A 20,394-nucleotide genomic window follows, 5' to 3' on the forward strand; every position below is an offset into this window, starting at 1 on the left:
CATGAGGGGGTGTCCACCCCCTTCGACGATCCGCAGGCGGAATTGGCGTGGATGTTCCTGCAGGGCATCTGTGGCGACGACGACCTGGACGACATTTTCACCCTGGTCAGCGACGATTTCACCTACTGGAGCATCCTGACCCGGGAGGCGATCGACGCGGACGCGTTGCGCCAGCAGGTGCAGGAGCGCCGCCGTGGCCTGCGGGTGACCCTGGATCTGACCCGCTGCATCAACGAGGGTGAGACGGTGGTGATCGAGGCGCACGGCGACTGCGTCGCCGCGGAAGGCGCCCACTACGACAGCCCCCTGGTGTTCATCGTCGACACCCACGACGGCCGGATCGTGTCGGTGCGCGAGTACACCGAGACGCGGTTCGCCGCGGAGGTGCTGGGGATTTAGGTTCCGGCGATGCTGATATCGGCCTTGTCCGGGTAGAAGGCGATGTGTCCGGCGATCGCGCCGACCGCGGGGAACGGCTGCTCGTAGGTCCAGATCGCATCGGCGACGGTCTCCCCGGCCGCGGTGGTCACCGTGTAGTAGGCGGCGTCGCCCTTGAACGGGCAGTAGCTGCTCGTCGCGGTCCGGGTCAACATCTCGCGCCGAACATCGGTCAGCGGAATGTACTGCACCGCAGGATGAGCCGATTCCTGCAGTGTCAGGGCGTCGTCGGTGTCGGCGATGACTTCGCCGCCGATGCGCACCGTGACGTGCCGGCCGGTCGGGGTCACGCTGATCGGGTATTCGGCGGTCGGGGTGAGAACCGGCCGTCCGCTCGAGTCTCGTTGGGTCATGCGGCGGTTCCTCGCTTCCTGGCATCACGCAGTTTCATCCAGAAACGCGCCGCCTCCCGGATCGATTCCTCCACGGGCCGTGGCTGCCAGCCCAGCTCACGCACCGCCTTGCTGTGGTCGACTTCGAACTCCGCGCGCATCATCCGAACGGATTTCAGCGACAGCTCGGCGTCCTTGCCGCCCAGGCGGGCCTTCAGCGCGCCCAGCGCCCCCAGGCCATACAGCGCCGGCACCGGGATCGACCGCGCCGGCGGCGGCACGCCGGCCTCATCGGCGGCGATCCGGATGATCTCGGCGTTGGTGATCATCCGCTCGGAGATCAGGTAGCGCTCCCCGTTGCGGCCGTGCGCGGCGGCCAGGATCAGCGCCTGCGCCGCGTCGTCGACGCCGACGGCCTCCAGGCGGATGCCGTCCATCACGAACGGCAGTTTGCCGTAGACGGCGCCGGCGATGAACGCGCCGTGCGGGGTGCGGCCCCAGTCACCATCGCCGTAGGTGCTCGACACGCACATCGCCACCGCCGGCAGGCCGTCGGCGGCATAACGCAGCACCAGGTCTTCGGCCTGCACCCGGGAGCGTACGTAGGGGGTGAGCCGGCGACGATTGATCTGGTCGGCCTCGGTGGCGACGTGCCCGCGGCGGCGGCCGACGGTCACGTAGCTGCTGGTGAACACGAACCGGCGCAGGGCGGCCGCGATCGGCTCTTCGATCGCCACGTCGAGGACGTTGCGCAGGCCTTCGACGTTGGTACGGAACAACGGCGCCGGATCACGCAGCCACGCCCGGGTGTCGACCACGCAGTAGTAGACGTCCTCGCAGCCGGTCATCGCCTCGCGCAGCGTGGCGGAGTCGAACACATCACCGTGGAACCGGGTGACGTCGAGGTCGTCGATCCCGATGGTGTTGGCGCCGCGGCGCACCATGACCCGCACGTCCTCTCCGGCATCGACGAGTCGGCGGGTGACGTGCGAGCCGAGAAATCCGTTGGCGCCGATGACGAGCTTGGGGCGGGCGTTCACGCATCACCTCCGAACTGCTGCATCCAGGTCGCCGCCTCCTCATCGAGGGTGCCGAGTTCCTGCGCCTTGCGGCACCATTTCATGCTCGCGGCGACGAAGCGCAGCGGGTTGTAGATGTCCTCCTGGCGGCTCCACAGGCCGTCGCCGGCGTAGGTGACGATCGAGATGTTGGTGGCGCTGATGATGGTGCCGTCGCCCGGGTCGCGCATCGGGTTGTCGAGTTCGCAGATGATGCGCCCGCCGTCTTCATCGATGACGGTCCACAGTGCCGGGAACGCGGTCATGTAGCTGCCCGGGAAGGTCGACATCGTCTTGCGGATCCAGCGGCGCACCTCCTCGCGGCCGTGCATGGTGCCCATGGCGTGCTCGACGTACTCGACGTCGGGGGTGTAGTGGCCGACCCAGGCGTCCCAGTCCTTGGTCTCGGCGGCACGGGCGACGGTCTGCTCGAAGGTCTCGAATGCTGCCGCGAGCTCCGCGCGGCTGAACTGCGGATTCGTCATGCGAAGAACTAGAACACGTTCTATCGAAGTTGTCGAGGGCGACCGGATTCGAATCCGGGTTTACATTCGGATCAGTGTCACGGACCGCGAACTCGACGACAATGCGGCAATCAAGACGCTCACCGACACCTGGTACCGCTCGGTGAGCCGGCGTGCTGACGGAACCTGATCAAAGGAGTAGTGCAGTGGCGGTGACGCGCGAATTCGTTTCGCTCACTTCGGCATCGGCAGGGGTGAACCCCGCCGGCTATCACCCCGCACAGGGGCTGTACTGGTCCCCGTCCGGCGTCGCGCCGAAGGTGGCGATCATCGCCAGCCACTACAACGTCGACTTCGCCGAGCACTACCTTGCGCCACTGCTTGCCGAACGCGGCTACGGCTTTCTGGGCTGGAACACCCGGTTCCGCAGCGGCGAGTCACTGTTCCTGCTCGAACACGCGCTGCTCGACATCGCCGCCGGGGTGCAGTGGCTGCGCGAACAGGCCGGTGTCGAGGTGGTGGTGCTGCTCGGCAACTCCGGGGGCGGGTCGCTGATGGCCGCCTACCAGTCCCAGGCCGTCGACCCGCACATCACCGCGGTCGGCGGCGGCCCGGTGCCCGATGCGGTCAACGCGCTGCCGGCCGCCGACCTGTACGTCTCCACCCAGGCGCACGCCGGGCGCCCGGAGGTGCTGACCGCCTGGATGGACCCGTCGGTGACCGACGAGTCCGACCCGCTGTCCTGCGACCCAACCCTGGACATGTACGCCGAGCACAACGCGCCGCCCTACACCCCGGAGTTCCTCGCCCGCTACCGCCAGGCCCAGCGCGACCGCAACGATCGGATCACCTCGTGGGCGCAGGCCGAGCTGCAACGGCTGAAGGCGGCCGGGACCTACGACCGCTCCTTCTCGGTACACCGGGTCTGGGCCGACCCGCGCTACCTGGACGGATCGCTGGACCCGTCGGACCGCCCGCTGAACCAGTGCTACCTGGGTGATCCCCGGCGCGCCAACCGGGCGCCGTACAACATCGCCGCACACTGCACGCTGCGGACCTGGCTGTCGATGTGGAGCCTGCAGACGTCGTTCTGCCAGGGCGCCCCGCATTTGGCCCGGATCACGCTGCCCTCCTTGGTGATCCAGGGCACCGCCGACACCGGCGTGTTCCCCAGCGACGCCCACCACATCCACGACTCACTGGGCAGTACCGACAAACAACTGCATTTCATCGCCGGCGACCACTACCTGCAGCAGCCGGCGGGCAGCCGGACCGTCTGCGCCGATCTGGTGGCGTCCTGGATTGCCGAACGCACCTGATGTCCGTGCTCGACCGTTTCCCAGAGTTCACCGCGCAACCGCCGCCACACCGAGAGCCCAGCGCGGTGCTGACCAGCTATTGCTCCTATCCGCCGGCATCCTGCGGATAATCGGGGGCATGACCAATTACCAGAGAGCGATCCTGGCCGGCGGCTGCTTTTGGGGCATGCAGGACCTGATCCGCAGGCAACCCGGCGTGGTCTCCACCAGAGTCGGTTACACCGGCGGTGACGTACCGAACGCCACCTACCGCAATCACGGCACCCACGCCGAGGCCATCGAGATCACCTATGACCCGGCCGCGACCGACTACCGCAGCCTGTTGGAGTTCTTCTTCGCCATCCACGACCCGACGACCCGCAACCGGCAGGGCAATGACGTCGGGGCCAGCTACCGTTCGGCGATCTTCTACCTCGACGACGAGCAGCGCCAGATCGCGGTGGACACCATCGCCGACGTGGAGGCGTCCGGGCGCTGGCCGGGCAAGGTGGTGACCGAGGTCAGCCCGGCCGGTGACTTCTGGGAGGCCGAGCCCGAGCACCAGGACTACCTGGAGCGGTTCCCCGGCGGTTACACCTGCCACTACATCCGGCCGGACTGGCAGCTGCAGCGCCAGTCGTAGCGACTCTCAACGGAGAGCCGAAAAATTACTTGCTGTGGGCCCGGAGCTGATACAGCCCGCGGGTGGTGGCGACGGTGTTGCCGTCGGCGTCGGTGACCACGGCTTCCAGGGTGTAGTCAGCCTTGCCGCGTTCGGCGGCCTCGGCTTGGACCCGCGCGATGGTCGCCTCATCGAGACGGGCCTCGGCGCGCAGCTCCGAGCGGGCCATCCCGACGAACGAGATGTCCACGTTCTTCACCAGCGGGAAGTACTTGGCCGCGTCGAACGTGCTCATCGCGATCACCCCGCCCAGGATCTCGGCCACGGTGAACTGCACCCCGGCGTAGATCACGCCGAAGTGGTTTCCGTTGCCCTCGACCGGCACACCGGCCACCGCGTGGCCCGGCCCGGCCTCGAGGATCCGCACCCCCATCCGGTGCGCGACCGGGATGGTGTGCTCCAACGCACCGTTCATCATTTCGGGTGTGCTCATGTGTGCTGATCCTAAGCGGTGAGCCCCATCAGCCCCGGCGGTGCACGGTGATCCGTCCGCCGTTCTTCGGCGTGAATGCCACTCCCCGGGAATGGTACTTCTCCCCCGGCGCCCTGGTGGGTTCGATAGTCAAGTGCCGCAACACGGTTCGCAGCACCAGGTCCATCTCGAGGTTGGCGAACGCCGAGCCCGGGCAGCGCCGGCTGCCGCCGCCGTAGGGCAGCCATTCGAATGCCGACGGGTTCCCGTCGAGGTAGCGCTTGGGGTCGAGTCGGTCCGGATCCTCGAAGGCGGTGGGGTTCTGGTGTATCTGGTTGATTGCGACGATCACCCCGTGCCCGCGGGGAATTACCCATTCGCCGATCTGGACGCTGGGCGCGTAGACGTGCCGGCCGGCGAAGTCGATCACGGTGCGCACCCGCTGGACTTCCCGAATGGTGGCCCGGCGCAACGTGTTCTGGTCGGTGTCGGCCTCGGCGGTCAGCTCGTTGAGCAGCTCCGGGTGGCGGCTCAGCCGCTCGAACACCCAGGCCATGGTCGAGGCGGTGGTCTCATGGCCGGCCGCCAGAAAGGTCAGCAGTTCGTCGCCGATCTCCTGGCGGGTCATCGCCGTGCCGTCGTCGTAGGTGCTGTTCAGCAACAGGGTCAGCACGTCGGTGCGGTTCTCGAAGTTCGGATCGGCACGCACGTCCTCGATCAGCTTGTCCAGGATGACCTCGTACTGTTCGCGCCACGCGGCCAGCCTGCCCCACGGGGTGAACCGTCCGTAGTCGCGCACCGGGACCGGCAGTGCCACCAGCCGGGAGCCCAGCGTCACCCACTTCGGCAGACCCACCCGCAACTGGTCCAGTTCAGCGCCTTCGGCGCCGAAGATCGCCCGCAGGATCACGTTGAGGGTGATCCGGTTCATCGGCACCAGCGTTTCGAAGGGCTTCGCTATCGGCCAATCGGCGATCTCGCGCAGCGTCTCCTCGACGATGATCTGCTCGTAGGCCCGAATGCTCTTGCCGTGGAACGGCGGGCTCAGCAGGTTGCGCCTGCGCCGGTGCTCGGCGCCGTCGAGGGCGAACACCGAGCCGCGCCCCAGCAACCGCGACAGGTTGGGCTGGATGTTGCCCAGGTCCTCCGGGCTGGCGAGAAACACCTGCTTGGCCAGGTCCGGCTCGGTGACGAAGACGGTCGACCCGAAGACCGGGCTGGTGACCGTGAACGCGGGGCCGTATTTGCGGGTCAGCCGCGCCACCATCTGTCTCCGGGCCAGGGTGAAGAGCAGGATCGAGACGATCTTGGGTGTCCGGGGACCCGGGGGCAGGTTGATCGCAGGCGCGTCGGTGGTGTCAGTGAGATTGCTGGCGACCGTGCGGGTCATGCGATGCCTCCCGGGGCGATCTGTGGTACCGATGCGTACCAAACGTTTGTCGGACACGGTACTCTCAAGTACCAAGGACTGGCAAGGGCCTACGGGAGAGGTGCGGGGATGACGACGCTGGCGGCCGACGGCGAGATGACGGATGCCGCCGACCCGTTCCGGCGCCGGCTGCTCGACGGCCTGGCCGACTCGATCGCCGAGCGTGGCTACCGGGCCAGCACCGTCGCCGACATCGTGCGCGTCGCCCGCACGTCCAAGCGCACCTTCTACGATCGCTTCGCCAGCAAGGAGGAGTGCTTCTTGGAACTGCTGCGCGCCGACAACGAAGCACTGGCCCAGCGGATTCGCACCGCAGTCGATCCGCAGGCCGACTGGCAGGACCAGATCCGCCAGGCGGTGCAGGCCTACGTCGCCCAGATCCGATCCCGGCCCGCGATCACGCTGAGCTGGATCCGGGAACTGCCGTCGCTGGGTGAGGCGGCACGCCCGGCCCAGCGGCGCGGCCTGGATCTGATGTCGAACCTGCTGGTCGAGCTCAGTGGCAGTCCGGGGTTCCGTCGGGCCGACCTGCCGCGGTTGAGTCCGGCGCTGGCGGTGATCCTGCTGGGTGGCCTGCGAGAGCTGACTGCACTGGCGGTGGAAGACGGCACCGACATCGGCGCCATCGTCGAGCCCGCCGTCGACGCGTCGATTGCACTGCTTGGACCACGGCGCTGAACTACCGTTGGTCCATCGGGCGCATTGGAGAATCCGGAGGACCGCCATGCAACTGTCGACGCGCAACCAACTCACCGGGACCATCTCCGACCTCGACGTCGGCGCGGTGATGGCCGTGGTCAAGATCCGTCTGGACGGCGGCGACCAGGTGATCACCTCGTCGGTCACCCGCGACGCCGCCCTGGACCTCGACCTCAAGGTAGGTCAGCCGGCGACGGTGTTCATCAAATCGACCGAAGTCACCATCGGCGTCGAGTAGCGCTCAAGGAGCCCTAATTCCAGGGCAGCGCCAGCTTGCAGATCTTGCGCACCACGCTGCCGAACTGTTTGAGCAGCGGGCCCGTGTTGTACGGGACGCCGTAGCGTTCGCAAACCTCACGCACCCGCGGAGCGATCTCGGCGTAGCGGTGCGCCGGCAGGTCGGGGAACAGGTGGTGCTCCACCTGAAACGACAGGTTGCCAGTCAGGATGTGGAACCACTTTCCGCCGGTCAGGTTCGCCGAACCGAGGATCTGGCGGTAGTACCACATCCCCCGTGACTCGTTCTCGGTCTCCGCCACGGTGAACTCCTGCGTGCCGTCGGGGAAGTGCCCGCAGAAGATGATGGTGTAGGACCAGATGTTGCGCATCAGGTTGGCGGTCATGTTGCCGGCGAACACCAGCGGCGCGAACGGGCCCGCGAGCAGCGGGAACGCCACATAGTCCTTGAGGGTCTGCCGGCGGACCTTCTGCCAGGTCTCCCGCAGCATCTCACGTTTGTCGGAGAGCCCGATCTCGCCGGATCGGATGCGTTCGGCCTCCAGCTCGTGCACCGCGACGCCGTACTGGAACAACACCATCAGCAGAAAGGCGTAGAGCGGGTTGCCTAAATAGTAGGGCTCCCAGGGCTGCTTCTCGCTCATCCGCAGAATGCCGTAGCCGACGTCGCGGTCCATCCCGACGATATTGGTGTGGGTGTGGTGCATGTAGTTGTGCGAGTGCCGCCACTGGTCGCCCGGGCAGGCGTTGTCCCACTCGAAGTCCTTGCCGTACAACGCCGGTTCGCCCATCCAGTCGTACTGACCGTGCATGACGTTGTGGCCGATCTCCATGTTGTCGAGGATCTTCGACAGCCCCAGCATCATGGTGCCGGCCAGCCAGGCCGGCGGGATGATGCTGAAGAACAGACACGCGCGCCCACCCACCTCCAGCGTGCGCTGGGCCTTGATGATCCGGTGGATGTAATCGGCGTCGCGTTCGCCGAGGTCGTCGAGGACGCTTTGGCGGATCGCGTCGAGCTCGGCGCCGAACTCGTCGAGGTTCGGCGGCAAATCCGAGCGCTTGAGAACCTGCGGCTGCTCTGCCGGCGACTGCTTCGCCTGCGGTCGCTCGGGTGCGAGGACTGACTGTGTCATGGTTGGCTCCTTTGTCTAGAGGTCGATGTCGACATCGCCGACGGGCACCGACACGCAGATCTGGATGTCTTCGCTCTCGGCGCTGGAGATCGCTCCGGTGATCAGGTTTCGCACCGTGCCGCCGGTTTTGCGGCAGGTGCAGCTGTGGCAGATGCCCATCCGGCATCCGCTGGCCGGCTGCAGGCCGGCTGCTTCGGCCTGTTCCAGCAGTGGCCGGCCGTCGTCGACCACCGAGATGGTGCTGCCGAGGAAGGTGACCTGCCCCCCGGACGCTTCGGCCGGAGCGGTGAACTCCGGCGGCACGAAGCTCTCCGAGATGGCGTCTGGCCGCTGCTCGCGCACGGCCGCCACCAAGGCCGGCGGGCCGCACACGTACACCGCGTCCGGTTCCGGGATGGCCGCGGCCAGGTGCTCGGCGTCGAAGTAGCCCTGCAGGTCACCGGCTTCGGGTGCGCGGGTGTAGCCGTGCAGCACCTTCACCCGCGGCATCGCGGCGAGTTCCTCGCGGTAGCAGGCCTCCTCGGGGGTGCGGGCGTAGTGGATGAACGTGACCCGGCCGGAATAGCGTTCGGCGATCAGCGTGCGCAGCATCGACATCACCGGGGTGATTCCGCTGCCACCCGAGACCAGCAGGATGCGCCGCGGCCGGATCGCCGGCAGCACGAAGTCGCCGCCGACCTTGTCCAGCCCGACGATCATGCCGGGCCGCGCGTTGCGGTACAGGTGCTCGGAGACCAGGCCGGACTCATGGCGGCCGATGGTGAGCTCGATGAGCCGCTGCCCCTCGGCGCTGGCCGGCGAGTAGCACCGGGTGCGCCGCCTTCCGTCGATGTCGACGGACAGGTTGATGTGTTGGCCGGACCTGAACCCGGCGAAGGCGTCGTTGGGTTCCAGCAGCAGGGTCACGCTGCGCGGGGTGGCGCGGCGGACGGCGACCACCCGGGCGCGGGCATCGTTGCGGGTCCAGGTCGGCGACACCAGTTCGGTGTAGCGGTCGACCCCGTGGGGGCCGGTGAGCAGGTCGAGCAGGCTTGAGCCCAGTACCCGCCGCGTCAAAGTTTGAGTGAACATATGTACACAGTGAACACTTGTTCACGACCTGTCAAGGGGTATTCGCTCGTTGTGCTAGGCTTCACACCGGTGAACAGTCGTACGCCGAATTCACGGTCGGGGCGAACGAGGCCGTCGCGCCCACCCCGTACCGAGCGTCCGCCCCGTCCCGACCGGCCGGAGCGGCCCTCGCGCGAGGAACGCAAAGAAGCCACCCGCCGCGCCATCATCAGCGCGGCGCTGACCCTGCTGGCCGAACGCAGCTTCAGCGCACTGAGCCTGCGCGAGGTGACGCGGGCGGCCAACATCGTGCCGGCCGCCTTCTACCGGCATTTCGAGTCGATGGATGCGCTGGGTCTGGTGCTCATCGACGAGTCGTTCCGGGCGCTGCGGGAGACGCTCCGCGACGCCCGAAGCGGTGGGGTCGACCCCAACCGGATCATCGAGTCGTCCGTCGAGGTGCTGATCAACAGCGTCGCCTCCCGCCCGGAATACTGGCGCTTCATCAACCGGGAACGCTTCAGCGGTATGACGGTGCTGCGGTACGCGATTCGCACCGAGATCCGGTTGATCACCTCCGAGCTGGCCACCGACCTGGCGCGCTTCCCGGCGTTGAGCGGGTGGAGCACCGAAGATCTCAACATCCTGGCGGGGCTGTTCGTCAATGCGATGACCGTCAACGCCGAGGCCATCGAGGAGGCCCCGGATGCGGACACGCTCGCCGAGATCAAGCACGTTGCCGTCAAACAACTCCGGATGATCGCCCTCGCGGCCGGCGGCTGGCGCAGCAAGCCCTGAGCAGTGAGCCCCGCAGCGCGGAGTGGCCCCGGCAAGCTGGCCGACGTCACCGGCCCGGGCATCACCGACCGATGGGGCGTGGCGTGTGCCGATCTGGGCTCCTCGGTGCTGGCGCCCGACGGCACGCTGGTGTCGGTGTTCGGTGACACTTTCGCCGGGGAGCGGGTCGGCCAGGGCGACTGGCGTTCCCCGGTGGTCCTGATCGGCACTGGCGACGCCGTCCACCGGGTGCGCTACCAGCGGGCCGGCGGCCCCGACCCCGACTACGCCCGCCAGCTGTGGCACTACCGGCACCGCCAGCCCGCGGGCCGGCTGGATCGCAGCTCGATCAGTACCGTGATCCCGTCGGATCTGCTGCGGGTCGATCAGATGCTCTGCCTGCACGCGATCGTCAACCGTGGCTTCGGCAACGTGGCCTGGACCGAGATCTGGCAGTCCGCCGACAACGGTGTCTCCTGGCGCAATACCGGGGCACGGTTCCCCGCACAGCTGCATCGCGGGCATGCCCAATGCTGGTCCTGGGACTACGATCCCGACGACGGCTGGGTGTACGTGGTCTCGACCGGGTTTCAGCGCGACAAGGGCATCATCCTGCGCCGGGTGCGCCCCACCGACATCTCCGACCCCGCCAAGTACTCGAGCTGGGGGTATCGCGGTGACCACCGGGCCTGGGGCCGAACCCCGGTGCCGATCACCCCGCCCGGTGAGACCTGGGGCGAGCTGTCGCTGCGGCGACTGGCTGCCGGAACCTGGGTGTTGGGCGGGTTCGTGTCGTCGCGTTATGCCCTCGGCTACCGGGTGCTGGCCTCTCCCACCGCTGACGTATCCGGCGCACCGCTGCAACTGCCACTGCTCGGTTGCAGCTGGGACGACGAGAACCACGCTGCCGGGCGGGTGGCCCAGCTCTACGGCGGGTACGTACTGCCGGGTTCGCGGGTGAACCGCGCCGGCGGGGTGGGCCTGATGGTTTCGCAGTGGAACACCGCGCGCGGCTGGCCGTACCGGGTGATGCAGTTCCGAGCGACATTAGTGGACAACCGTCCCTGATTCGGGACCATGAACAGCAGCAACGACGTGGGCGGTCGCACGGAATCCTCAGTCACTTACTGGTCGAATGAGCGAAATTGGACAGGAAACTGAGTTTTCCCTGGGGACTTGCTAGTATCGCCGCCAATCTCTAGTGCTACTTCGGCGGAGGAAAGTCGATCGTGACAAAGATCAGGAAGTTCCTGTGTGGTGGCGTCGTCGCCGGCCTGGTTGCCGGGACGGGCGCGGCGGTCGGGGTACCGGTGGGGTATTCCGCGGTGAACGCCGATTGGCTACTCGCGGCCGAGCACGTGCTGCTGATCGGCGTCGACGGGGTGAACCTCTCCAAGATCCTGGAATACGCCTACAACGACGCGAGCGGCTTCAAGACGGCGATGGACCAGGGCATCACCGGGGCCGCCACCGAGGTCAACCACACCACGATCTCCGGGCCGTCGTGGTCGACGATTCTCACCGGGGTGTGGGACGACAAGCACGGGGTGATCAACAACCTGTTCCGGCCCGAGCCGTACGACAAATGGCCGTCGGTGTTCAACCTGATCGAGTACCACAAGCCGGAGATCGACACCACGATCATCAGCAACTGGCATTACCTCAACGAATTGGCCGCGGCGGGCGGGTATTCGGCCGACAACAACGTCTTCGTCCCGACGGAGGGCAGCCCGGCCGACTCCGACGAGCTGGTCACTGCGCTCACCATCGCCCAGATCATGGCGACCAAGGACAACCCGGACGACATCTCGAGCTTCTTGTTCTCCTACCAGTCGCAGGCCGATACCGCCGGACACTCGTTCGGTGGCGGGTCGGAGGAATACTCGCAGGCAGTCATCAATCTCGGCGCCAACATCCAACAGATCCTGGCCGCGATCGAACAAGTCAAGGCGATCACCGGGGATGACTGGTCCATCATGCTCACCACCGACCACGGCCACACCCAGTCGCTGGGCTTCGGTCACGGCTTCCAGTCGCCCAACGAGACAACGCAGTTCGTCATCTTCGATCAAGCCGGCCATGACGCGACGGACGGCAGCCAGAACCTGAACTACTCCATCGCCGACATCACGCCGACGATCCTGTCGCTGTTCGGGATCCCGATGCGCTCGGACTTCGACGGTGTCTCGATGACCGATCAGTCCGTCCTGAACAGCATCGTCGCGCCCGTCGACCTCAAGCAGGCACTGACCGACGCGATCGCGATGTTCGGCTACCCCAACATCGGCAACGACATCGAACTGGCCATCCGCACGGTGATCGCCAGCATCCCCTACGGGATCAACCTCGGCCTCACCGAGATCACCAAATTCCTGCAGACCATCATCGACCAGGACATCTTCCTGATCAGCGGTCTGGCCGAACTCACCCAGCAGGTCGTCCAGTTCACCGGAGGACTGGTGGTGGACTCCACCAATGCCATGGCCGTGGCGATCTCGCACCTGCTCGGTGCGGGTGTCGTCGAGCCGATCGACGCGCCGCTGCCACTGCCGGGAGGCGCCGACTTCAGCCTCCTTGACTTCCACGACAGCGATCTGCCCCTGCTGCTCGACGTCGATGCCCTGCTGGGCTGACACATCATGACGACAATCAAGCGCTTTCTGTGTGGCGCAACCGTTGCCGGCCTGGTCGCCGGAACGGGGGCGGCGGTCGGGACGCAGGTGGGACTGTCCACGCTCAGCGCCGAGTGGATGCTTGCCGCCGAGCACGTGCTGCTGCTCGGCACCGACGGCACCAACCTGGACAAGATCCTGGAGTACGCCTCAGGCGACGACAGTGGATTCAAGATGCTGATGGACCGTGGCGTCACCGCCGCGACCAGCATTCTCGGCCACCAGACGATGTCCACTCCGTCCTGGTCGACGATCCTGACCGGGGTGTGGGACGACAAGCACGGGGTGGTCAGCAACATCTACCGTCCCGAGCCGTACACCACCTGGCCGTCGGTGTTCAACCTGATCGAGTACAACAAACCGGAGATCGACACCACCGTCATCTCCGGCAGGGGCCTGTTCACCGAGATGGCTTCCACCGGTGGCTATCCCGCCGACAACATCATCGCCATCACCGGTGGCTCCAGCTCGGCGGAGATGGATGCGCTGGCCACCGAAGCCACCGTCGCCAAAATCCTGAGCACCACGGACAACCCGGACCTGTCGACCTTCATATTCGCCTACCAGTCGCAGGTCGACCACGCCGGACACTCGTTCAGCGGCGGTTCGGAAGAGTACGCCCAAGCCGTCATCAATGTCGGGGCCAACTTCAAGCAGATCCTGGAGGCGGTCGCCCAGGCCGAGGCGGCCACCGGCGACCGCTGGACGATCATCGCCGTCACCGACCACGGCCATCAGCAGACCGTGACGCTGCCCGGTTTCAGCCTCGGCCACGGCTTCCAGTCACCCAACGAGACGTCGAGCTTCATCATGTTCTCGCTGGCCGGCAACGAGGCGCAGGCCGGCGGCCAGAACCTGAGTTATCAGACCGTCGACATCACGCCGACGATCCTGCAGGCCTTCGGGATTCCGATGCGAGCGGACTTCGACGGTGTCCCGATGCAGAGCGACCCGGAGATTCTGGACAGCTTCGTCATGCCGGTCGACCTCAAGCAGGCCCTCACCGATGCGATCAACAGCTTCGGCTACCCCAACATCGGCACCGACATCATGTTGAGCCTTCGCGCGCTGGCCGGCGGCGCCGGCTTCTTCATCGAAAGTTATCTCCTGCCGCCCATCAGCAACTACCTGCAGACGATCATCGACCAGGACATCTTCCTGATCAGCGGACTGGCCCAAGGCGCCCAGTGGGTGCTCAACACCGTCGGCGGAGTGGTGGCCGACGTGGCCACCGACCTGGGCAGAGCGGTCGGATACCTGACCGGGGCGGGCGTCATCGCGCCGAACGATGCACCGCTGCCCCTACCGGGTGTTGCCGAGTACACCGGTTCACTGGAGGCCTTGCTGGCCGACCACGCCGTTGTCGCTCCCGACTTGGGAGACTCCGACCTGCCCGCACTGGTCGACCTCGACACATTGCTGGGCTGAGCCGCTGCGCTGCGCTACCGTCCTGGCAGGTACTTCCCTCGCGGGCCATGATTCGGCCGGCGGCCTGTCCAACGAAGGAGCGGCGAACACGTGAAGACCCCAATCTGCGAGCAGTACGGCATCGAGTTCCCGCTCTTCGCCTTCAGCCACTGCCGCGATGTCGTGGCCGCGGTGACGAACGCGGGCGGCTTCGGCGTGCTCGGCGGTACCGCTTACACCCCTGAGCAATTGGATCTGGAGTTGAGCTGGATCGACGAGCAGGTCAAGGGAAAGCCGTACGGCATCGATATCATCGTGCCCGCCAAATTCGAGGGCAAGGGCGAGAACCTGTCCGGGCGTCAGCTGGCCGACCGGATCCCCGATGACTACAAGGGCTTTATCGCAGAGCTGTTGGCGCAACACGACATCGAGCTCGATGACACCCCCCGACTGGGGCCGGCCATGCTCGCCGGCGGCACCGGAGAACAACTACTCGAGGTTGCCGTCACCCATCCGATCCGCCTGATGGCCAATGCGCTCGGTGTGCCACCGGACTACATGATCAAGTCCGGAAAGGACAACGGTATCCCGGTCGCGGCCCTGGTCGGCGCGAAGGAACACGCCCTCAAGCAGGTGACCCACGGCGTGGACCTCATCGTCGCCCAGGGCACCGAGGCGGGCGGGCACTGCGGCGAAGTCTCCACCCTGGTACTGGTGCCCGAAGTCATCGACGCCATCGACGACGCCGTCCCGGTGCTGGCCGCGGGCGGCATCGTGACCGGTCGGCAAATGGCGGCCTGCGTGGCGATGGGCGCGGCCGGGGCATGGACCGGTTCGGTGTGGCTCACCACCGACGAAGCCGAAACCGCCCCGCACACCAAGCAGAAAATGCTCGCGGCGTCCTCCCGCGACACCATCCGCTCCACGGGACGCACCGGGAAGCCCGCCCGACAGCTGGTGTCGGACTGGACCGACGCGTGGCGGCCCAACGAGAAGGGCCACCCGACTTTGCCGCTGCCGCTGCAGTCCATGCTGGCCGAACCCGCACTTCGCCGCGTCGATATCCTGGCCGCGTCCGGGCATCCGGGAGCGCAAGCGCTGTCCACCTATTTCGTCGGCCAAGGCGTGGGCCTGATGAACAAGGTGCGGCCGGCGCGCGATGTGGTGTTCGAGTTCGCGCAGGACTACCTCGCCGCCGCCGAACGGCTCGGTGACTCCGTCAGCGACTAGCCATCGCCACTACCGCGGGTCCCGCCACATCTTCCACAGTGTCGGGCCGCCATTCGGCAACGTGATCTCCCCGGTCACCCGGAAGCCGAAACGCTCGTAATACGGCACGTTTTCGAGCTTGCTGGATTCCAGATACGCCGGGCAGTACTCGGCGTCGCAGCGGTCCAGCCGAGGCTGCATGACCGCTTGCCCGAAGCCGCGCCCGCGCACCGAGGGATCACTGCCGATCACCGCCAGATACCAGTGCGGCTCCTCGGGGTGGTTGGCGTCCAACAGATCCGAGACCGCCCGCCCTTGCGAAACACGCAGACCGAACGACCGGATCAGGGCCGGCGCCATCAGCACCTGCGTCCATATCGACTGCTTCCAGCGGCCCGGCGGGTCCCACAATGCGGCCGCTCCGACGTTGGAACCGTCGCTGGCTATCTCCACGCCACCACCGGCCAGGTGGTGATAGCGGGTGGACGTGGCGAAGTAGGTGGTCATCTGCGCGGTGCGCGCGGCGTCGTCGGGCAGCATCCACATCGACACCGGATCGTCGTAGAACGCGCGGCCCAACGTCGCGGCCAGCGGGGTGATGTCGGGTTTGCGCGCGGTCCGCACATCGATAGCCATCCCGTCAGATTAATGCGTCGCATCCGGGCGTCGTAGCGAGCAAGATCAGCGGCTATGAGCACCCTGCTGTGGGACCAGCACACCTGCCTGCCGCTGCGCGACGGCACCGAGGTGGCACCGCTGGCCCGCTACCAGCGCCGCGGCGGCGCCGTCCTGTCGGTGAATGCGGGCTATTCACCGCAGCGGTTCGCCGACACCATGGGGCTGCTGCGGCACTTTCGGGGCGCGATCGACGCCCATCCGGGCCTGGCGGTGGCGGCCGGCCTGGCCGATGTCGAGGCGATCACCGGCGCCGGCGGCATCGCGGTGGTGTTCGACCTGGAGGACTCCAACCCCCTCGGTGACGATCTCGACAACCTGGCCGTGCTGGCCGAGCACGGGGTGCGCACCCTGCTGCCCACCTACAATCACGCCAACCGGGCCGGCCATGGCTGCCTGGATGCCAACGACGGCGGGCTCACCGGGTGGGGCCGCGCGATCGTCGCCGAGATGAACGCCGTGGGCATGGTTCCCGACGGCTCGCACTGCAGCGCCCGCACCGGGCTGGACCTGTGTGAGGTGTCAACCACGCCGGTCATCTACAGCCACTCCTGCATGGCCGCGATCTGGGAGCACCCCCGCAACATCACCGACGATCAGGCTCGGGCATGCGCGGGCACCGGCGGCGTCGTCGGTATCACCGGAGTGGGAATCTTCCTGGGCCCCAACACTCCCACGCTGGAGGCGATGACCCGTCACCTGGAGTACGCGGTCGAGCTGGTGGGCATCGAGCACGTCGGGGTCAGTACCGATTACTCGTTCGATCCCACCGAGCTCACCGACGAGCTGGCCGCCAACCCACAGTTGTTCGACGACAGCTACACCCGCTGGGGGCCGATCCAGTGGATGCCGCCGGAGACCTGGCTGGGGTTAGGCGAGCACCTGTCGTCGCGCGGCTGGGCCGATGCCGACGTTCGCGCGGTGCTCGGCGGGAATTTCCACCGGGTGGCCCGGCAGACCTGGGGCGATTAGCCCCTGCGGACGAATTCATCTATTGCACTGAGGAACTCGGCTGGTTTCTCCACTATCGGGCTGTGCCCTGATCCGGCGATGACGACGGGCGGCAGTCCCGCAGCCCGGTAGCGGTCAACGTTGGCCCGGGTCGGGGTCAGCACGTCATGCTCACCCCAGAGCACCAGCACCGGCTTGCCCAAGCCTGCCAGCCGGTCGGCCACCGCGCGCTGCTCGTTGATGGCGGCCGCGGTCTTGGCGTCGCACAAGGCGTTGTGAGTCATACGTTTCAACGATCGGTACGCCAACTCGGGAACGGGGAAATCCGCGGCGAATCCGGTTTGCAGCGAGGGCTTGTCGACGGCGTCGAGGGCACGCAAGCGATCCATAGCGGCGCCGAGCACCGGCCAGCACACCGCGTTGCCCAACGCGGGCAGGGCGACCATCCCCGGCGCGGCAGGGGTATCGGAGACCACCACCCGCTCCACCAGCTGCGGTGCGCTCTCGGCCAGCGCGGTGGCCACCAGCCCTCCCATCGAGTGCCCGATGATCGCGGCGTGGCGCACACCGAGCGCATCCAGAGCTTGGTGCACCGCTGCGGCCTGCCCGTCGGCGCTGTAGGCCGCGCGATCCCGCGGTGCTTCGGAGCCGCCGTGGCCGACGAGGTCGATCGCGATCACCCGGGTGCCGTGTGCCAGCGCCGGTGCCACCGCCTCCCACCATTGGATCGACGCGGTATACCCGTGCAGCAGCACCACCGCGCGGTCACCGCCTGAGCTGTATTCGCGGATGTTCACATCGGGCCCGGCCAACTCGAGCACCCGCCCACCGGCGAACGGCTCGGCGGACCGTGAGATGCGATCGGTGACCACCGCATTGACCAGCAACGCAACGAGGACGACCGTGATGACCAAGGCGGCAAGGCGTTTACCCACCCGCTGACGGTATCCCGGGCTTAGCCTGGATCCAGAGTGAACCCACAGGAGGTAGCCGTGAGTGACCACGACATTCGGATGATCGTCTTGTCCACCGACGACCTGGATGAATCGATCAAGTTCTACAGCGAAACCCTGGGCATGGCGCTGAAGTTTCGCGACGGCGCGCATTTCGCCGCCCTCGACGGCGGATCCGTGACCCTGGCGTTGGCGACCGCGGTCGATCACCCCATCCACGGCCAGGTCGTGGTCGGCATCAAGACCGACGACGTCGACGGCGCCGCGAAGGCCATCGAAGCCAGCGGCGGTGGGATCGTGAAGGGCCCCTACGACGATGCGCATGAGCGCCGGGCCGTGGTGTACGACAACAAGGGCAACGGGCTGGTGTTTTATAAGCCGCTGGCGCGGTAGGGGGTCAACGTCGCGGCGGAAACGCCTCGGGACAGGCCGCTTGTAGCTTGTCCGCGGTCAGATAGATCAGATCACCCGGCTTGATGAATGCGGTCAGATTCCCCGGGTGGATCTTCTGGCGAGGACCGTTGCGCGTCGCCTCGGATCACCTGGGCCAGCAGGGCGAAGCCGTCCGCCCAACTGTCCAGGTCCTCCTTGACTGCAGGATCGGACACCGATTGCGCTGCGTCGCGCACCTTCTCGCTCAGCGCGGCGGTTCCGTCGGGTTCGGCGAGTGAGTTGTCGTCGTCTCGGGCTAGCTGTACTGACCACGGACGTTAGGTACGGCGTGGCGTGGTGACATGAAGAAGACCTCCGAGTGAAGTGCGAGCTGTCTAAGGAACGCACTGCTCAATCTCGGAGGTCTTCGTGTCCCACCGTAATGCCCCTTTGTCAGAAACCGGTCGTCTGCGCCTGGCTCGTTGCATCGTCGAGGACGGGTGGTCGTTGCGCAGAGCTGCCGAACGGTTCCAGGTCGCGGTAACCACCGCCCAGCGATGGGCTCGGCGCTACCGCGAGCAGGGTCCGGCCGGCATGGCTGATCGCAGCTCACGCCCGCACCGCAGCCCGAACCAGACTCCGACGCGGACCGAACGGCGCATCATCAAAGTCCGGGTGATCAAACGGTGGGGCCCGGCCCGCATCGCCTATCTGCTCGGGCTCAACGTCTCCACCGTGCACAAAGTGTTGAGTCGCTACAAGCTGGCCCGACTGCGCTGGTTGGACCGCCCCACCGGACGCGTCATCCGCCGGATGACATCCGCAGCCCCGGGCGATCTGGTGCACGTCGATGTCAAGAAACTCGGCAAGATCCCCGCTGGCGGCGGCTGGCGCATGCTCGGTCGCACCCAGGGCAATCACAACTCACGAGCTGATAAAAGTTCAGGCCGTCGCAGCAAGTGGGGCGATCCGCTGCGGGGACACCACTTCCTGCACACCGCCCTGGACGCTCACTCCCGACTGGTGTACTCCGAGATTTTGGCTGACGAACGCAAACAAACTGCGGCGGACTTCTGGAAACGGGCCAACGCTTGGTTCCTTCAGTGCGGCTTCACCGTGCGAAATGTGTTGACTGACAATGGTTCCTGCTATCGCTCGCACGTATTCCGTGACGCCCTCGGTGGCATCAAGCATCGCCGAACCCGACCGTATCGGCCGCAGACCAACGGCAAGGTCGAGAGGTTTCACCGCACTCTGGCCGACGAATGGGCCTACGTGCGGCTCTACACCAGTGACGCCGAACGCTGCGCCGAATTCCCACTCTGGGTGCACCACTACAATCACCACCGCGGCCACACCTCACTCAAAGGTCAACCACCCGCCAGTCGCGTACCTAACCTCTCAGGTCAGTACAGCTAGCGCATCCATTGCGCCTTCCGAATCCGCCCGCCACAGCTGGGCCAACTGCGCCACCACAGCGCAGTCGTCGACGCTGGCGGCTGATGATGCACGGCGGTGACGAAACGCCCATACCCCGGCGGACGTCACCCAGGCGACCGCGACAAATGCCACGGTTACCAAGGCCCAGCGACGGTACCGGCTCGTTGTCATATCACGGTCCCGAGACCACCCGCGGCGCGTTCGCCCGCATCGGGAAGCACCGCCGACAGTCGTAGGCAACAACAGTGACAGCCGCGGATTGCTGACCTGCAGCTTGTGTATGTCTTTTATGCCGATCGGATTCCACTTGTTCATGCCCCACGGTTTCGCGCCGTATCGTTCGGCGTCAATGTGCGGCACCAAGGCCCGTACGTGCTCGGCCTCGAAGTCGAAGTCAATCCACTTCGCTTGATACCACTTTCCGTCGCGCTGCACCCACCACACATGGCCGGGCGCACCGTTGAACCCCTCGGCGACCACTCGAAACCGGTACGCCTCCTGCAGAGTCCAGCTCGGCTGCACTCCCCAGCCGTTGGCCGCGGTGCCACCACCTCGTCCAGACCCGAACTGGCTCCGGTCACCGGCGACAAATGGCGATGCCATGGCGTCGGCGCCGCAATCGGCCCCATGGGCAGCCCACCACCCGGTCCACTTTGATACGGCGATTGACCGTCGATATCCCAATAGGCGCCGCCCGGCGCCG

At 66.6% G+C, this 20,394-nt stretch carries 24 protein-coding genes; 13 read left to right on the plus strand and 11 right to left on the minus strand.

The annotated features are described in order from the left end of the window. The first annotated feature begins 9 nt into the window (after positions 1-9). The gene (locus G6N23_RS19755; RefSeq protein ID WP_085259199.1) at positions 10-399 is read left to right on the plus strand and encodes a nuclear transport factor 2 family protein; all 390 of its coding nucleotides are present in this window, start codon (positions 10-12) and stop codon (positions 397-399) included. Here G6N23_RS19755 and G6N23_RS19760 read toward each other — a convergent pair. From G6N23_RS19760 to G6N23_RS19770, 3 genes are read right to left on the minus strand one after another with little or no spacing between them, the layout of a single operon-like run. Beyond that, positions 396-791, minus strand: a complete 396-nt coding sequence (locus tag G6N23_RS19760) for a DUF427 domain-containing protein (RefSeq protein WP_085259200.1) — start codon at positions 789-791, stop codon at positions 396-398. The genes G6N23_RS19755 and G6N23_RS19760 overlap by 4 nt on opposite strands. Next, positions 788-1,810, minus strand: a complete 1,023-nt coding sequence (locus tag G6N23_RS19765) for an NAD-dependent epimerase/dehydratase family protein (protein ID WP_085259201.1) — start codon at positions 1,808-1,810, stop codon at positions 788-790. The genes G6N23_RS19760 and G6N23_RS19765 overlap by 4 nt, the downstream gene beginning before the upstream one ends. Beyond that, positions 1,807-2,313: a nuclear transport factor 2 family protein gene (locus G6N23_RS19770; protein WP_085259202.1), complete on the minus strand. Its 507-nt coding sequence runs from the start codon at positions 2,311-2,313 to the stop codon at positions 1,807-1,809. Before G6N23_RS19770 ends, G6N23_RS19765 begins: the two co-directional genes overlap by 4 nt. 185 nt (positions 2,314-2,498) lie before the next feature. Between G6N23_RS19770 and G6N23_RS19775 the strand changes: the two genes are divergently transcribed. Together G6N23_RS19775 and msrA are read left to right on the plus strand one after the other, a co-directional pair. Further along, positions 2,499-3,611: an alpha/beta hydrolase gene (locus G6N23_RS19775; RefSeq protein WP_085259203.1), complete on the plus strand. Its 1,113-nt coding sequence runs from the start codon at positions 2,499-2,501 to the stop codon at positions 3,609-3,611. Positions 3,612-3,729: 118 nt separating this feature from the next. Further along, complete coding sequence (msrA, locus tag G6N23_RS19780) at positions 3,730-4,233, plus strand: peptide-methionine (S)-S-oxide reductase MsrA (RefSeq protein WP_085259204.1); 504 nt, start codon at positions 3,730-3,732, stop codon at positions 4,231-4,233. Positions 4,234-4,258: 25 nt separating this feature from the next. Here msrA and G6N23_RS19785 read toward each other — a convergent pair whose 3' ends face one another. Together G6N23_RS19785 and G6N23_RS19790 are read right to left on the minus strand one after the other, a co-directional pair. Then, the gene (locus G6N23_RS19785; protein ID WP_085259205.1) at positions 4,259-4,705 is read right to left on the minus strand and encodes a PaaI family thioesterase; all 447 of its coding nucleotides are present in this window, start codon (positions 4,703-4,705) and stop codon (positions 4,259-4,261) included. Positions 4,706-4,733: 28 nt separating this feature from the next. Then, positions 4,734-6,074 carry a cytochrome P450 gene (locus G6N23_RS19790; protein WP_085259206.1) on the minus strand — a complete coding sequence of 447 codons (1,341 nt, stop codon included), beginning with the start codon at positions 6,072-6,074 and terminating at the stop codon, positions 4,734-4,736. A gap of 108 nt (positions 6,075-6,182) precedes the next feature. Between G6N23_RS19790 and G6N23_RS19795 the strand changes: the two genes are divergently transcribed. Both G6N23_RS19795 and G6N23_RS19800 read left to right on the plus strand, forming a co-directional pair. Further along, positions 6,183-6,791 (plus strand): TetR/AcrR family transcriptional regulator, encoded by a 609-nt coding sequence (locus tag G6N23_RS19795; protein WP_085259207.1) that lies wholly within the window; start codon positions 6,183-6,185, stop codon positions 6,789-6,791. Between the two features lie 46 nt (positions 6,792-6,837). Continuing rightward, positions 6,838-7,050, plus strand: a complete 213-nt coding sequence (locus G6N23_RS19800) for a TOBE domain-containing protein (protein ID WP_064856373.1) — start codon at positions 6,838-6,840, stop codon at positions 7,048-7,050. 13 nt (positions 7,051-7,063) lie between these two features. Here G6N23_RS19800 and G6N23_RS19805 read toward each other — a convergent pair whose 3' ends face one another. Together G6N23_RS19805 and G6N23_RS19810 are read right to left on the minus strand one after the other, a co-directional pair. Then, on the minus strand, positions 7,064-8,185 hold the full coding sequence (locus G6N23_RS19805) for a fatty acid desaturase family protein (RefSeq protein WP_085259208.1): 1,122 nt from the start codon (positions 8,183-8,185) through the stop codon (positions 7,064-7,066). A 15-nt stretch (positions 8,186-8,200) separates the two neighbouring features. Beyond that, positions 8,201-9,256: a ferredoxin reductase gene (locus G6N23_RS19810; protein WP_085259209.1), complete on the minus strand. Its 1,056-nt coding sequence runs from the start codon at positions 9,254-9,256 to the stop codon at positions 8,201-8,203. A 69-nt stretch (positions 9,257-9,325) separates the two neighbouring features. On the opposite strand from G6N23_RS19810, the gene G6N23_RS19815 reads away from it, so the two are divergent. From G6N23_RS19815 to G6N23_RS19835, 5 genes are all read left to right on the plus strand, one after another. Next, entirely contained in the window at positions 9,326-10,033 is a 708-nt protein-coding gene (locus G6N23_RS19815) for a TetR family transcriptional regulator (protein ID WP_085259210.1), read from the plus strand. A 3-nt stretch (positions 10,034-10,036) separates the two neighbouring features. After that, positions 10,037-11,080, plus strand: coding sequence for a glycoside hydrolase family 183 protein (locus G6N23_RS19820; protein ID WP_085259211.1), 1,044 nt, complete (start codon positions 10,037-10,039; stop codon positions 11,078-11,080). A 161-nt stretch (positions 11,081-11,241) separates the two neighbouring features. Beyond that, positions 11,242-12,645: an alkaline phosphatase family protein gene (locus tag G6N23_RS19825; RefSeq protein ID WP_085259212.1), complete on the plus strand. Its 1,404-nt coding sequence runs from the start codon at positions 11,242-11,244 to the stop codon at positions 12,643-12,645. Between the two features lie 6 nt (positions 12,646-12,651). After that, complete coding sequence (locus G6N23_RS19830) at positions 12,652-14,112, plus strand: alkaline phosphatase family protein (RefSeq protein WP_085259213.1); 1,461 nt, start codon at positions 12,652-12,654, stop codon at positions 14,110-14,112. A 90-nt stretch (positions 14,113-14,202) separates the two neighbouring features. After that, on the plus strand, positions 14,203-15,321 hold the full coding sequence (locus G6N23_RS19835) for a nitronate monooxygenase (protein WP_085259214.1): 1,119 nt from the start codon (positions 14,203-14,205) through the stop codon (positions 15,319-15,321). A 9-nt stretch (positions 15,322-15,330) separates the two neighbouring features. Here G6N23_RS19835 and G6N23_RS19840 read toward each other — a convergent pair whose 3' ends face one another. Further along, a complete protein-coding gene (locus G6N23_RS19840) occupies positions 15,331-15,936 on the minus strand; it encodes a GNAT family N-acetyltransferase (protein WP_085259215.1) in 606 nt (201 codons plus the stop codon). A gap of 54 nt (positions 15,937-15,990) precedes the next feature. Here G6N23_RS19840 and G6N23_RS19845 point away from each other — a divergent pair, with 54 nt between their 5' ends. Then, a complete protein-coding gene (locus G6N23_RS19845) occupies positions 15,991-16,947 on the plus strand; it encodes a dipeptidase (RefSeq protein ID WP_085259216.1) in 957 nt (318 codons plus the stop codon). Here G6N23_RS19845 and G6N23_RS19850 read toward each other — a convergent pair. Further along, positions 16,944-17,861 (minus strand): alpha/beta fold hydrolase, encoded by a 918-nt coding sequence (locus tag G6N23_RS19850; protein ID WP_085259217.1) that lies wholly within the window; start codon positions 17,859-17,861, stop codon positions 16,944-16,946. The two genes, G6N23_RS19845 and G6N23_RS19850, sit on opposite strands and share 4 nt — an antisense overlap. A gap of 57 nt (positions 17,862-17,918) precedes the next feature. On the opposite strand from G6N23_RS19850, the gene G6N23_RS19855 reads away from it, so the two are divergent. Further along, positions 17,919-18,272, plus strand: a complete 354-nt coding sequence (locus G6N23_RS19855; protein WP_085259218.1) for a VOC family protein — start codon at positions 17,919-17,921, stop codon at positions 18,270-18,272. A gap of 71 nt (positions 18,273-18,343) precedes the next feature. Here the strand turns inward: G6N23_RS19855 and G6N23_RS19860 are convergent, their stop codons facing one another. Next, complete coding sequence (locus tag G6N23_RS19860; protein ID WP_157997497.1) at positions 18,344-18,487, minus strand: hypothetical protein; 144 nt, start codon at positions 18,485-18,487, stop codon at positions 18,344-18,346. Between the two features lie 193 nt (positions 18,488-18,680). On the opposite strand from G6N23_RS19860, the gene G6N23_RS19865 reads away from it, so the two are divergent. Continuing rightward, on the plus strand, positions 18,681-19,670 hold the full coding sequence (locus G6N23_RS19865) for an IS481 family transposase (protein ID WP_095173660.1): 990 nt from the start codon (positions 18,681-18,683) through the stop codon (positions 19,668-19,670). Here the strand turns inward: G6N23_RS19865 and G6N23_RS22160 are convergent. Beyond that, complete coding sequence (locus G6N23_RS22160) at positions 19,653-20,171, minus strand: hypothetical protein (protein WP_234808697.1); 519 nt, start codon at positions 20,169-20,171, stop codon at positions 19,653-19,655. The two genes, G6N23_RS19865 and G6N23_RS22160, sit on opposite strands and share 18 nt — an antisense overlap. Positions 20,172-20,394 lie beyond the last annotated feature (223 nt).

Source organism: Mycolicibacter terrae (assembly GCF_010727125.1).
Lineage (GTDB): Bacteria > Actinomycetota > Actinomycetes > Mycobacteriales > Mycobacteriaceae > Mycobacterium > Mycobacterium terrae.

Coding starts and splice junctions, on each gene's coding strand:
- G6N23_RS19760 (WP_085259200.1), bottom strand. CDS start 791: ATGACCCAACGAGACTCGAGCGGACGGCCGGTTCTCACCCCGACCGCC.
- G6N23_RS19770 (WP_085259202.1), bottom strand. CDS start 2,313: ATGACGAATCCGCAGTTCAGCCGCGCGGAGCTCGCGGCAGCATTCGAG.
- msrA (WP_085259204.1), top strand. CDS start 3,730: ATGACCAATTACCAGAGAGCGATCCTGGCCGGCGGCTGCTTTTGGGGC.
- G6N23_RS19785 (WP_085259205.1), bottom strand. CDS start 4,705: ATGAGCACACCCGAAATGATGAACGGTGCGTTGGAGCACACCATCCCG.
- G6N23_RS19790 (WP_085259206.1), bottom strand. CDS start 6,074: ATGACCCGCACGGTCGCCAGCAATCTCACTGACACCACCGACGCGCCT.
- G6N23_RS19795 (WP_085259207.1), top strand. CDS start 6,183: ATGACGACGCTGGCGGCCGACGGCGAGATGACGGATGCCGCCGACCCG.
- G6N23_RS19800 (WP_064856373.1), top strand. CDS start 6,838: ATGCAACTGTCGACGCGCAACCAACTCACCGGGACCATCTCCGACCTC.
- G6N23_RS19805 (WP_085259208.1), bottom strand. CDS start 8,185: ATGACACAGTCAGTCCTCGCACCCGAGCGACCGCAGGCGAAGCAGTCG.
- G6N23_RS19810 (WP_085259209.1), bottom strand. CDS start 9,256: ATGTTCACTCAAACTTTGACGCGGCGGGTACTGGGCTCAAGCCTGCTC.
- G6N23_RS19830 (WP_085259213.1), top strand. CDS start 12,652: ATGACGACAATCAAGCGCTTTCTGTGTGGCGCAACCGTTGCCGGCCTG.
- G6N23_RS19840 (WP_085259215.1), bottom strand. CDS start 15,936: ATGGCTATCGATGTGCGGACCGCGCGCAAACCCGACATCACCCCGCTG.
- G6N23_RS19845 (WP_085259216.1), top strand. CDS start 15,991: ATGAGCACCCTGCTGTGGGACCAGCACACCTGCCTGCCGCTGCGCGAC.